The 12567-nt window shown below is 72.8% G+C and carries 11 protein-coding genes; 7 read left to right on the forward strand and 4 right to left on the reverse strand.

Features of this window, described 5'->3' with window-relative positions; all coding sequences use genetic code 11:
* Positions 1 to 116 precede the first annotated feature (116 nt).
* From ABD954_RS18740 to ABD954_RS18750, 3 genes are all read left to right on the forward strand, one after another.
* Entirely contained in the window at positions 117 to 1085 is a 969-nt protein-coding gene (locus tag ABD954_RS18740) for an ATP-binding cassette domain-containing protein (RefSeq protein WP_345487187.1), read from the forward strand.
* Positions 1082 to 1927 carry an ABC transporter permease gene (locus ABD954_RS18745; RefSeq protein WP_382745719.1) on the forward strand — a complete coding sequence of 282 codons (846 nt, stop codon included), beginning with the start codon at positions 1082 to 1084 and terminating at the stop codon, positions 1925 to 1927. The genes ABD954_RS18740 and ABD954_RS18745 overlap by 4 nt, the downstream gene beginning before the upstream one ends.
* A gap of 436 nt (positions 1928 to 2363) precedes the next feature.
* The gene (locus tag ABD954_RS18750) at positions 2364 to 3368 is read left to right on the forward strand and encodes a beta propeller repeat protein (RefSeq protein WP_345487188.1); all 1005 of its coding nucleotides are present in this window, start codon (positions 2364 to 2366) and stop codon (positions 3366 to 3368) included.
* Between the two features lie 11 nt (positions 3369 to 3379).
* Here the strand turns inward: ABD954_RS18750 and gad are convergent, their stop codons facing one another.
* Positions 3380 to 4795 (reverse strand): glutamate decarboxylase, encoded by a 1416-nt coding sequence (gene gad, locus ABD954_RS18755; RefSeq protein ID WP_345487189.1) that lies wholly within the window; start codon positions 4793 to 4795, stop codon positions 3380 to 3382.
* Positions 4796 to 4828: 33 nt separating this feature from the next.
* The gene (locus tag ABD954_RS18760) at positions 4829 to 5197 is read right to left on the reverse strand and encodes a YbjQ family protein (RefSeq protein WP_345487190.1); all 369 of its coding nucleotides are present in this window, start codon (positions 5195 to 5197) and stop codon (positions 4829 to 4831) included.
* A gap of 185 nt (positions 5198 to 5382) precedes the next feature.
* On the opposite strand from ABD954_RS18760, the gene ABD954_RS18765 reads away from it, so the two are divergent.
* A complete protein-coding gene (locus ABD954_RS18765; RefSeq protein ID WP_345487191.1) occupies positions 5383 to 6075 on the forward strand; it encodes a DedA family protein in 693 nt (230 codons plus the stop codon).
* A 196-nt stretch (positions 6076 to 6271) separates the two neighbouring features.
* On the opposite strand, the gene ABD954_RS18770 is transcribed toward ABD954_RS18765, so the two are convergent.
* Positions 6272 to 7930: a threonine/serine exporter family protein gene (locus ABD954_RS18770; RefSeq protein ID WP_345492288.1), complete on the reverse strand. Its 1659-nt coding sequence runs from the start codon at positions 7928 to 7930 to the stop codon at positions 6272 to 6274.
* Between the two features lie 166 nt (positions 7931 to 8096).
* Positions 8097 to 8588, reverse strand: coding sequence for an inorganic diphosphatase (locus ABD954_RS18775; protein ID WP_345487192.1), 492 nt, complete (start codon positions 8586 to 8588; stop codon positions 8097 to 8099).
* A gap of 105 nt (positions 8589 to 8693) precedes the next feature.
* Between ABD954_RS18775 and dacB the strand changes: the two genes are divergently transcribed.
* The 3 genes from dacB (at position 8694) to tilS (ending at position 12551) form a co-directional block, all read left to right on the forward strand.
* Positions 8694 to 10121, forward strand: coding sequence for a D-alanyl-D-alanine carboxypeptidase/D-alanyl-D-alanine endopeptidase (gene dacB, locus ABD954_RS18780; RefSeq protein WP_345487193.1), 1428 nt, complete (start codon positions 8694 to 8696; stop codon positions 10119 to 10121).
* Positions 10122 to 10192: 71 nt separating this feature from the next.
* Complete coding sequence (locus ABD954_RS18785) at positions 10193 to 11332, forward strand: zinc-dependent metalloprotease (RefSeq protein ID WP_345487194.1); 1140 nt, start codon at positions 10193 to 10195, stop codon at positions 11330 to 11332.
* A 196-nt stretch (positions 11333 to 11528) separates the two neighbouring features.
* The gene (gene tilS / locus ABD954_RS18790) at positions 11529 to 12551 is read left to right on the forward strand and encodes a tRNA lysidine(34) synthetase TilS (protein WP_345487195.1); all 1023 of its coding nucleotides are present in this window, start codon (positions 11529 to 11531) and stop codon (positions 12549 to 12551) included.
* Positions 12552 to 12567: the final 16 nt, after the last annotated feature.

The following is a 12567-nucleotide window of genomic DNA, read 5'->3' on the forward strand; positions in this document are numbered from 1 at the left end:
CTGATCACCGGGCGACTGCGACAGCTAATCAAGTTTGACTAACTTCCCCGCGGGGCATACCCTCCGGCGCGGGCGAGTGGTCAAATTTGACTACGGATTTTTCGGGAGGAACGGGTATGCCAGCCGACCCAAGAGAAGCGGAACACGCGATCGTCGTCGACGGTGCGCACAAGCGCTACGGCGAGAAGAAGGCACTCGACGGCCTCGACCTGGCCGTCCGGCGCGGCACCGTGCACGGCCTGCTCGGCCCCAACGGCGCCGGGAAGACCACGACCGTACGGGTCCTGTCCACCCTCCTGCGCCACGACGAGGGCGAGGTGCGGGTGGCCGGGTACGACGTACGCCGGCAGGCCGCCGACGTCCGGCGGCGGATCGGACTGCTCGGCCAGCACGCGGCCCTCGACGAGGACCTGTCCGGCCGGCAGAACCTGGAGATGTTCGGGCGGCTGCACCACCTGGGGGCGCGGGGCGCCGGGCGGCGCGCGGACGAGCTCCTGGAGCGCTTCGGGCTCGTCGACACCGGCCGCAAGCCGGTACGGCAGTACAGCGGAGGCATGCGGCGACGGCTCGACCTGGCCGCGTCGCTGATCACCGACCCGGAGGTGCTCTTCCTCGACGAGCCGACCACCGGGCTCGACCCGCGCGGCCGGGGCGAGGTGTGGGACTCGGTGCGCTCCCTGGTCGGGGCCGGGACGACCGTCCTGCTGACCACCCAGTACCTGGAGGAGGCCGACCGGCTCGCCGACCGCGTCTCCGTCGTCGACCGCGGCCGGGTGGTCGCCGACGGCACCCCCGGCGAACTGAAGACCCGCGTCGGCAGGGACCGCATCGACGTGGTCGTACGGGACGCGGCCCGGCTCGACGAGGCGGTGAAGCTGCTCCCGTTCGTCCCCGGCGAGACGGAGGTCGACCGCGACCGGCGGCGGGTCAGCGCGCCCGTGGACGACCGGATGGCCTCCCTCGCCAGGACCGTACGGGCCCTGGAGGAGGCCGGCATCGAGGCGGAGGACATCGCCCTGCGGCGGCCGACCCTCGACGAGGTCTTCCTGCATCTGACCGGTGAGCGCGAGGAGGTGGCCGCATGAGCGCGGTGGACGCGGGTGGCCGCACGACCGCGGCGTACGGGGGCGGCCGCACGACCGCGGCGTACGGGGGCGGCCGCACGACCGCGGCGAACGCGGTGAGCGACTGCTGGACCATGACCCGGCGGGAACTGGCCCACTGGGCGCGGCAGCCCGTCCAGGTCGTGGTCGGACTGGTCTTCCCGGTCATGATGCTGCTGATGTTCGGCTACCTGGTCGGCGGCGGCCGCGCGGTCGAGGGCGACTACGTCGACTTCCTCGTGCCCGGCATGCTCACCCTGACCATGGTGTTCGGGCTCGAAGGCACCATGACGGCGGTGACGCGGGACCTGAACAAGGGCGTGATCGACCGATTCCGTTCGATGCCGATGACCGACGGCGCCGTGCTCGTGGGCCGGGCGGCCGCCGACATGCTCCAGTCGACGGTGGGCCTGCTCCTGATGACGGGCGTCGGCTACGCGATCGGCTGGCGGGCGCACGGGGGTCTCTGGGCCTTCCTGGGGGTGATGGGGCTACTGCTCCTGCTGCGGTTCGCGATGCTGTGGATCGGGATCTACCTCGCCCTGGTCGCGGGGCGGGCGGAGCTGGTGCAGGCGGTGCAGATCCTGGTCTGGCCGGTGGGCTTCCTGTCGAACGCGTTCGCCTCGCCGGAGGCCATGCCGGCCTGGCTGGGCGCGGCCGTGGAGTGGAACCCGATGTCGGCGACGGCGACGGCGGTACGGGACCTGTGCGGCGGCCCGGGCGGTGAACCGGGCTGGGTCGGCGCCGCGGTGGTGTGGCCGGTGGTGCTGACGGCGGTGTTCTTCCCGCTGGCCGTGCGGAAGTTCGGCCGGCTCGGGAGATAGCGGGGCGGCCGGCTGGAGATAGCGGGGCGGCCGGCTCCGGAAAAAGGCGGGGCGGAGGTGGGAACCCGGAGGCGGTGGGCGGTGTAACAGAGGCAGCGGGTCTTCACCGCGACGGACCGAGGACAGGGGGAGTTCGATGGGGCGATCCACGCGCGGTTCCACATGTCGTTCCACGCACCGTTCCACACGTCGTTCCACGCGCGGTTCCCGGACGGTGGTGTGTGCCGCGCTGCTCCTGTTGGTGCTCGCCGCCTGTACGGGGGCGCCCCGGCCGGCCGGACCGGCCGGCGGGCCTTCCGCACCGCCGGCGGGAGGTCCGCCGCCTGCGGGCACGGCGACGCCGGCGCCGTACGGGCCTCCGGCGCGGATACCGTCCGCGCCGGGCCTCCCCGGTTGGGCGCACAGCCTCGGCTTCGCGGCGGACGGCAGCGGCTTCGTGCTGCTCGTCCAGTGCGTGACGGACCGGGCGCGGCCGGACGGCGGCTTCTGCCGCCAGCAGGTCGCCGCCCTCGACCGTGGCGCGCGGTCCTGGGCGCTGCGGCCCACGCCCCTTCCGGAGATACCGCCCTCGCGGGGCGTCTCGGCCGGGCTGACGGTGCTCGGGCCGGGCCGGGCGCTGATCGAGGACGGGGGAGGGGAGGAGCCCGAGCGGACCTGGTTCACCCGGGACGGGGGCCGCAGCTGGCGGGCGGTCGACCGGCGCACGGCCGGCACGGCCCCGCTGATACCGGCGGGCGCGGTCCTCACCACCGCGTGCGTGGCGCCCCCGGCGGCCACGCCGGAGGAGTGCGCCCGCGAACGGCTGGTCGTGATCTCCCCGCAGGACGGGCGGCGCCGGGCGCTGGCCCGGGTGCCCGCGCTCGGGGCGCATCCGCGCCCGGCCGCCGTGCCGGAGCCGGACGGCTCGTGGTGGGTGTCGGGCACCGATCCGCTCACCGGAAGGACCGCGCTCGCCGTCTCCCGTGACGCGGGCCGCAGCTGGTCGCCGACCCCGCTGCCGAGCACGCCCGGCCGGCCCGCCCACGGAGTCGCCGTCGTGGTCGGCCCGGACGCGGTGTACGCGGCGGAGCTGGGCGAGCTCGACGGCGGCGAGCCGGTGAAGAACCCGCTGCGGGCCCTGTACCGCTCGGCCGACGGCGGCCGGACCTGGACCCGCGTGCGGACCACCCGGCCCGACGCGGAGCCGCGCAGCCTCCTGGGCCTGCCGGTGCCCGGCCCCGGCGGCCGGCTGCGGGTCGACGCGGACCTGCGGGCGTACACGAGCGAGGACGGCGGCCGCACCTTCGCGGCCACGGAGTGGGGCTCCTCCTGGGTGCGGCGCACCGGGATCGGGCTGCTGCGGGAGGCCGGCGACCGCTGCGCCTACGCGACGACCCGGGACGGGGTGCGCTGGTCGGAGTTCCGGCTGGCCTGCGAGGACCCGGTCGGCGGCGGTGCGTGAGGCCGCGCCGCTCAGTGGTGGAAGGCGGTCGCGGCGCCCTGGTCCCGGGTGAAGGGGTGCGGCTGGCGCCGCAGCTCGGGCAGCAGCCGGCGCAGGTCCTCGACGAGGAGCCCGGCCAGGTCCGCGGAGAAGCCGTTGCGGCAGACGATCCGCAGCACCGACAGGTCCTCCCGGTGCGCGGGGAAGGTGTAGGCGGGGACCAGCCAGCCGTGTTCGCGCAGGCGGCGCGAGACGTCGAAGACGTCGAAGGAGGTGACGTCGGGTGCGGTGGTGAAGGCGAAGACCGGCAGCTGGTCGCCCCGGGTCAGCAGGCGGAAGTCGCCCAGGGCCTCGATCCGTTCGGCCAGGCCGCGGGCGACGTCCCGGCCGGCCTGCTGGACCGCCCGGTAGCCCTCCCGGCCCAGCCGGAGGAAGGTGTAGTACTGCGCGACGACCTGGGCGCCGGGGCGGGAGAAGTTGAGGGCGAAGGTAGGCATGTCGCCGCCCAGGTAGTTGACCCGGAAGACGAGTTCCTCGGGCAGTTCGGCGGGCGAGCGCCACAGCGCCCAGCCGACGCCCGGATAGACCAGTCCGTACTTGTGCCCGGAGGTGTTGATCGAGGAGACCCGAGGCAGCCGGAAGTCCCACACGAGGTCCTCGTCGAGGAAGGGGGCGATCATGCCGCCGGAGGCCCCGTCCACGTGGACGGGGACGTCGAGACCGGTGCGGGCCTGGAGATCGTCGAGGGCGGCGCAGATGTCGGCGACGGGCTCGTAGGAGCCGTCGAACGTGGAGCCGAGGACGGCGACCACACCGATGGTGTTCTCGTCGCACAGCGCGGCGGCGGAGGCGGCGTCGAGGTGGAAGCGGTCGCCCTCCATGGGCACCAGGCGCGGCTCGACCTCCCAGAAGTTGCAGAACTTCTCCCAGCAGACCTGCACGTTGACGCCCATCACCAGATTCGGCCGGGCACCGGGATAGCGGTCCGCGTTGCGCTGCGACCAGCGGCGCTTGAGGGCCAGTCCGGCCAGCATGCAGGCCTCGCTGGAGCCGGTGGTCGAACAGCCGACGGCGGCCGACGGATCGGGCGCGTTCCACAGCTGGGCCAGCATGGCGACGCAGCGGCGCTCCAGCTCGGCCGTCCTCGGATACTCGTCCTTGTCGATCATGTTCTTGTCGCGGCACTCGCCCATGAGCACCCCGGCCTGCGGCTCCATCCACGTGGTGACGAAGGTCGCCAGATTGAGCCGGGAATTGCCGTCGAGCATCAGCTCGTCGTGGACGAGCCGGTACGCCGTCGCCGGCGGCAGCGGCCCGTCGGGCAGCCGGTGGCGAGGCGGAGCCTCGGTCATGCCGCCGACCGGGTCGGCCTCACCGTAGAACGGGTTGAAGGCCAGGCGCCGGAAGGGGGCGCCGTCCTGCTCCTCGGGACCCTGGTGCAGCGCCACGACGAACTCCTTCCTGGAAGCGGGCGGGCCGCCCTAGACGCGCGGCGCGATCACCACGGCGGTGCCGTACGCACACACCTCCGTGCCCACGTCGGCGGCCTCCGTGACATCGAAACGGAACATCAGCACCGCGTTCGCGCCCCGCGCCCGCGCCTGCTCCACCAGACGCTCCATCGCCTGGTTACGGGTCTCCACCAGGGTCTTCGTCAGCCCCTTCAGCTCCCCGCCGATCATCGACTTCAGACCCGCGCCGATCTGGCTGCCCAGATGCCGCGAGCGGACCGTCAGCCCGAACACCTCGCCGATCACCTGCCGAACCTCGTGTCCCGGCACGTCGTTCGTGGTGACCACCAGCACGTCCGACTGGGCCACCTGACCGCCGCCGTACTCGTCGATGCCCATGCGCATCCACCTCCTGCGGCTCAGCCTGGGGCCCGCACCGCCCGCGCGCATCCGGGACTGGGCCGGCCGGGAGCCGGGTGGAACCGAGGACGTTCACCGTACGTTGATAGCTTGGGGCGGCCGTCCCGTACGACAATCCCCCACGTGACCTTCCCGCCCCCACCGACCGCAGGAGCCCGGAACCCGTGAACACGCTTGCCCTCGGACCGAGCTGGCTGGACCCGGACTATCTGATCCAGACCTTCGGTCTGATCGGTGTCCTCGTCATCGTCTTCGCCGAGTCCGGACTGCTCATCGGCTTCTTCCTGCCCGGTGACTCCCTGCTCTTCACCACCGGCCTGCTCGTCACCACCGACAAGCTGGACCAGCCGCTGTGGCTGGTGTGCACGCTGATCGTGGCCGCGGCCATCATCGGTGACCAGGTCGGCTACCTCTTCGGCCGCAAGGTCGGCCCCGCCCTCTTCAAGCGCCCCGACTCCCGGCTCTTCAAGCAGGAGAACGTCGAAAAGGCCCACGACTTCTTCGAGAAGCACGGCCCGAAGTCCCTCATCCTGGCCCGCTTCGTGCCGATCGTCCGCACCTTCACGCCGATCATCGCCGGCGTCAGCCGGATGAACTACCGCTCGTTCATCACCTTCAACATCATCGGCGGCATCCTGTGGGGCGCGGGCGTGACGCTCCTCGGCGCGTCGCTCGGCAAGGTGGACTTCGTCCACGAGCACATCGAGGCCATCCTCATCCTCATCGTGCTGATCTCCGTGATCCCGATCGTGATCGAGTACCTGCGGGCCCGCTCCCAGTCGAAGAAGCAGCAGCAGAACGACGACGACGCCCCCGGCACCCCCAACCCGGAGCGCGGCCGCCACGCCAAGCGCTGAAGCAGGCCCCCTCTTTTTGAGGCTCGGTTCACCTCCGGGCGCCTTCAGCGTGCATCGACGGTCGACCGTGCTCGTCCGCTCGTCCGCTGGTCCGCTCGTCCGCTCGTTCCTCGCGGACTCCGCGCGCTCTCCCTTTCGATGCCCGCGGCGCCCTTCGGCTCACCCGCCCAAGGGCGGACCCAGCTTCAGAAAAGGGTCAGAAACCGCGGGTCCGCTTGGCCGCGCGGCGGGCCGCCGCCGCGCCCGGGGCCTGCATGAAGAGACGGGCCAGCTCGCCTCCCAGGTTCACGCCGATGGCGATCGCCAGCGCCAGGGCCGACGCCTTCGCCAACGAGGCGAAGCCCTGGTCCAGGTTGTTCTGGGCGATCGCCAGCACCCCGAAGTACGTCGCCGACCCCGGCAGCAGCGGCCCGATCGCCGCCGTCACGTACGGCAGCGACGACGTGTGGTGGTAGCGGGCGATCAGCTGCCCGAACAGGCCCACGAGCCCCGCCGCCACCGCCGTCGCCATCACCGTCGAGCCGTCGGCCGTCACCGCGATCGACGCGTAGATCACCCACGCCACCCCGCCGTTCAGCGTCGCGAACAACACCGTCGCCCGCGACTGCTGCAACAGGATCGCGAAGGTCGCGCACAGCACCATCGACGCCACGATCTGCGTCGCCGGCCGCTCGACCGGATCGAGCAACCCCTCCGGGTTCAGCTGCGCGCCGAACTGCACCGCGACGTACAGCACCGACAGCACGCCCACCACGATCGCCACGAAGAAGTACCCGACTTCCAGGAGCCGGGCCGACGCCGTGATGTAGAAGCCGGTCAGACCGTCCTGCACGGCCGCCACCAGGGCCCGCCCCGGAATCAGCGCGAACAGGCCACCCGTGATCACCGCCGAGGGCCGCAGATCGGCGTGGAGCACCGTCAGCGCCACCCCCATCGCGGCCGGCGGCATCGCCGCCACGAGGAACTGGTAGAACTCCGGAAGCCCCCGCCCCGCGCACAGCCACGCCAGCCGGTCACCCAGCATCGCCCCGAGAGCCGCCACGAAGAACACCGTGGCACCGCCGCCCACCAGCACCGACGCCGCACCCGCCAGCGCCCCGGCCGCACTCGTCAGGACCCACCCCGGATACGGATGCCGGTTGCGGCGGATCTCCGCCAGCCGCCGGTACGCCTCCTCCGGCGACACCTCGTGGTCCGGGTCGTTGATGTCGGCGAGCAGTTGGTAGACCGCCTCCAGGCGGGTGTAGTCGGTGCCCCGGCGCCGCACCGTACGGTTCGCCGTCACCGGGTCGTCCACCAGCGACGGCTGGTAGGTGATCGACAGCAGCGTGAACGTCACCGTCGGCTCGCAGCGGTCGAGCCCGTAGGAACGGCAGATCGCGAACATCGCCGCCTCGACGTCCTCCGCGCCCTGACCGCCCGCGAGCAGCAGCTCACCGATACGCAGCGTCAGGTCCAGCACGCGCGGCACCGGCGGCCCGCCCTCGTCCGCCTTCCGCGGCGCCTCCGGCATCGGCCGCTCGCCCACCGGAAGGCGCAGCATCGTCCGCATCCGGTCCTGCCACGGCGCGTCCTGCGCCATCCTCACCAGCGGTATGCCGTACGCGGGCGTGAAGGCGGGCGGGGAGTCCTGCACCGAGTACGTCGACGGCGGGGCGAAGGCGGAACCCTCCTGCTCCACCGGCGGCTCCGGAGCCAGCCCCTGCGGGAGCGCGAACTCGGACGTCGGATGCTCGTCCTCCACCGGCTCGGGCGGCTCCACACCGGCCGGCGGGACGAACGCGCTGCGTGCCTCGTCCGACGGCGGCTTGCGGTCCTCCGGGACCTCCTCCGGCCCGTCCGGCCTCGCCACCACTCTGCTCGCCCTCATTCCGGCCTCGTACCCGCACGTCCGGGCCCCATACGAGCCCGGCTCCCGCCAGTATGAACGCGCGAAGGGCGGCGCACCTCAGCAGGTGCACCGCCCTCTCACACGACCGGATCAGGCCACGACGCCCGACCCGCCCGGAGCAACACGAGCCTCAGTGGCCGCCCTGCTCCTTGAAGCGCGCGTACGACTTCTCGATCTCGGCCTCGGCCTCGGCGCGGCCGACCCAGTCGGCGCCCTCGACGGACTTGCCGGGCTCCAGGTCCTTGTAGACCTCGAAGAAGTGCTGGATCTCCAGGCGGTCGAACTCCGCCACGTGGTGGATGTCGCGCAGGTGCTCCATCCGCGGGTCCGTCGCCGGCACGCACAGCAGCTTGTCGTCGCCGCCGGCCTCGTCCGTCATCCGGAACATGCCGATGGCACGGCACTTGATCAGGCAGCCCGGGAAGGTCGGCTCGTCCAGGATGACCAGCGCGTCCAGCGGGTCGCCGTCCTCGCCGAGGGTGTTCTCGACGAAGCCGTAGTCCGTCGGGTAGGCGGTCGAGGTGAAGAGACGGCGGTCCAGGCGGATCCGACCGGTCTCGTGGTCGACCTCGTACTTGTTCCGCGACCCCTTGGGGATCTCGATGGTGACGTCGAACTCCACGGGTGGATCTCCTCCTGAATCAACACATGTCAATGCTCGCGACGACGCGCGGTGGTTAAGTGTCCCTCACGCAGGGTCCTGATCGCGAAAGGGGCTGGTCATCACATGCCGGAGCCGAGAACCTGGCAGCTCGTGGCGGGCTCCGCCGTGCTCGGTCTGGCCCTGGCCACCGGCGCGGTGGCCGCGGCCGGCCCGTGGGACACGGGTCAGCGTAAGGCCGAGCGGGCCCGAGCGGTCACCCTCGCGACGACAGGTGGCGCACATCACGCCGGCGCCCCCGGCGGCCCCGCCCCGCGCCGTCCCGCCCCCGCCCCCAGCGCCGCCGGAGTGCTCCGCGCCCTCGACGCGGCCGGGGCCACCGGCACGACCACCCGACCGGGCGACGACCTCGCCGCCGCCCTCGTCCCCCTCCTGGCCGACCCCGCCCTCGGCCCGCTGCGCACCGCGTCCGTCGTCGACGCCGGCACCGGCCGGCAGCTCTACGGGGAAGGCGCCGCCACCCCCATGACCCCCGCCTCCACCATCAAGATCGCCACCACCACCGCGGCGCTCTCCGCCCTCGGCCCCCACCACCGCATCGCCACCACCACGACCGCCGGCCCCGACGGCCGCACCGTCACCCTCGTCGGCGGCGGCGACCCCACCCTCGACCACACCCGCCTGCGGGCCCTCGCCGGCGCCACCGCCCGCGCCCTCAAGGCCCGCGGCACCCCGTCCGTACGCCTCGCCTACGACACCAGCCTCTACCAGGGGCCCACCCTCCACCCGATCGGCCCCAACGAGAACCTCGCCCCCGTCACCGCCCTCATGACCAACGCCGGCCGGCTCGACGACAGCCGCACCGGCACCGCCGCCCGCAGCTCCGACCCGGCCCGCGACACCGCCACCGCCTTCGCCGACCTCCTCCACCAGGCCGGCATCACCGTCCAGGGCGCCCCCGCCCCCGGCAAAGCCCCCCGGGGCGCGAAGGCCGCACCCCTCGCCCGCACCGACTCCGCACCCCTCGCCGACCTCGTGGAACGCACCCTCACCCACAGCGACAACGACCTCGCCGAGGCCCTCGCCCGCCAGACCGCCCTCGCCCACCGGCAGCCCGCCAGCTTCACCGGCGCCGCGAAGGCCGTCCACGACGAGCTCGCCCGCCTCGGCCTGCCCCTCGCCGGCGCCCGCTTCGCCGACGGCAGCGGCCTCGACCGGCGCGACCGGATCTCCGCCGCCCTCCTCACCGGCATCCTCACCCGCGCGGCCGACCCCACCCGCCCCACCCTGCGCCCCGTCCTCACCGGACTGCCCGTCGGCGGCTTCAGCGGCACCCTCGCCGACCGCTACGACGACCCCGCCACCGCCCCCGGAGCCGGCACCGTACGCGCCAAGACCGGCACCCTCAGAGGCGTCGACACCCTCGCCGGCACCGTCGTCACCGCCGACGGCCGCCTCCTCGCCTTCGCCTTCCTCGCCGGCGACACCACCTCCCCGTTCACCGCCCGCCCCGCCCTCGACCGCCTCTCCGCCGCCCTCGCCCCACCCCGCTGACCGGGCCGGACCCGGGCGAAAGACTCACCCGAACCCTCACCGAACGCACGCCGAGAACGTACGGTTGACGCATGACGAGCATCGGTGGTGCAGGCACATCGGGGATGGTCGACTGGAATCTCGCCGTCGCGACGGCGACCCGCCTGGTACGTCCGGGCCCCGAGGTGAGCAGGGACGAGGCCCGTGCGGTCGTCGCGGAACTCCGCAGACACGCCAAAGCCGCCGAGGAACACGTCCGCGCCTACACCCGGATGGTCCCCGACGGCCACGAGCCCGACGACACACCCGTCCTCGTCGTCGACCGCGCCGGCTGGATCAGGGCCAACGTCGCCGGCTTCCGCGAACTGCTGTCCCCCCTCCTCGACAAGATGCAGGAACGCCGCGCCGGCACCCCCGGCGGCACCGTCCTCAGCGCCGTCGGCGGCAAGGTCACCGGCGTGGAACTCGGCATGCTCCTGTCCTTCCTCGCCAGCCGCATCCTCGGCCAGTACGAAACCTTCGCCCCGGCCACCCGCGACCTGCCCGCCGGCACCGACGGCGCCGGACGACTCCTCCTCGTCGCCCCCAACATCGTCCACGTCGAACGCGAGCTCGACGTCTCCCCCCACGACTTCCGCCTCTGGGTCTGCCTCCACGAGGAAACCCACCGCACCCAGTTCACCGCCGTCCCCTGGCTCCGCGACCACCTCCAAGGCGAGATCCAGTCATTCCTCGCCGCCACCGACGTCGACCCCGGCACCGTCATCGAACGCCTCCGCGAAGCCGTCCAAGCCCTCACCGGCAGCCGCCCCGAAGGCGAACAGGGCGAACCCGCCCCCTCCCTCGTCGAACTCGTCCAGAGCCCGGAACAACGCGAGATCCTCGGCCGCCTCACCGCCGTCATGTCCCTCCTCGAAGGCCACGCCGACTACGTCATGGACGGCGTCGGCCCCGACGTCGTCCCCTCCGTCACCGAGATCCGCGAGAAGTTCCAGCAGCGCCGCGCCCGCGGCGCCTCCCGCCTCGACCTCGCCCTGCGCAAGCTCCTCGGCCTCGACGCCAAACTCCGCCAGTACCGCGACGGCGAACGCTTCGTCCGCGCCGTCGTCGACCAGGTCGGCATGGACGGCTTCAACCGCGTGTGGACCTCTCCCAACACGCTCCCCACCAAAACCGAGATCGCCCACCCCGCCGACTGGGTGGCGAGGGTGCACCGTAGGGCAGACTCCTGAGACAGCTGCGTCGCATGACCGAAGAACACCCCCACCATCACCCATCCGAGGGACCGTAGACGGCGGGTAAGGCGTGCAATGCTCGGGTAACGGCCAGGTTCTGTCACCATCGACGCACTCTCAGTGACCGAACCCCCACTTCCGACCGTTAAGACACCGACCGAGGCACCCACACTCACCACGAAGGGCACCGGACATGGGTCCCCATCCCGCGGTCGCGGCGATACGCCTGGCGGTCCGCCGCGTACTCCACGACGTCCTCACCGAACACCGCGACACCACCACCCCCGGCACGGCACCCGGCGAACACCCCCTCGTGCTCGTCGCCTGCTCCGGCGGCGCCGACTCCATGGCACTCGCCTCCGCGCTCGCCTTCGAAGCCCGCAAGCTCCACGTCCGCGCCGGCGGCATCACCGTCGACCACGGCCTCCAGCAGGGCTCCGGCCAACGCGCCACCGAAGTCACCGACCGCATGACCGCACTCGGCCTCGACCCCGTCGAAGCCATCGCCGTCACCGTCGGCCGCGACGGAGGACCCGAAGCCGCCGCCCGCGACGCCCGCTACGCCGCCCTCGACGACGCGGCCGAACGCCACGGCGCCGCCGCCGTCCTCCTCGGCCACACCCGCGACGACCAAGCCGAAACCGTCCTCCTCGGCCTCGCCCGCGGCTCCGGCATCCGCTCCCTCTCCGGCATGGCCGCCGTCTCCGGCACCGCACGCCGCTACCGCCGCCCCTTCCTGGAGCTCGACCGCCAGACCGTCCGCAAGGCCTGCATCGCCCAGGAACTCGCCGTATGGGACGACCCCCACAACAGCGACCCCGCCTACACCCGCTCCCGCCTCCGCCACGAGGGCCTGCCCGCCCTCGAAAAAGCACTCGGCAAGGGCGTCGTCGAAGCCCTCGCCCGAACGGCCCAGCTCTCCCGCGACGACGCCGACGCCCTCGACTCCTGGGCCGCCGACGCCGAAGCCGCCGTACGCGACGAAGCCGGCCGCCTCGAATGCGCCAAGCTCCACGGGCTTCCCCCCGCCGTACGCCGCCGCATCCTGCGCCGCGCCGTCATCGCCGAAGGCGCCCCCGCCGGCTCCCTCTTCGCCCGCCACATCGAAGAACTCGACCGGCTCATCACCGGCTGGCGCGGCCAAGGAGCCATCAACCTGCCCGGCCGCGTCGAGGCACGCCGCCAGGGTGGCAGACTGGTGATTCGGCAAGGCTGACGCAAGGCTGCAACGA

The organism is Streptomyces roseoviridis (assembly GCF_039535235.1).
GTDB classification, from domain to species: Bacteria; Actinomycetota; Actinomycetes; order Streptomycetales; family Streptomycetaceae; genus Streptomyces; species Streptomyces roseoviridis.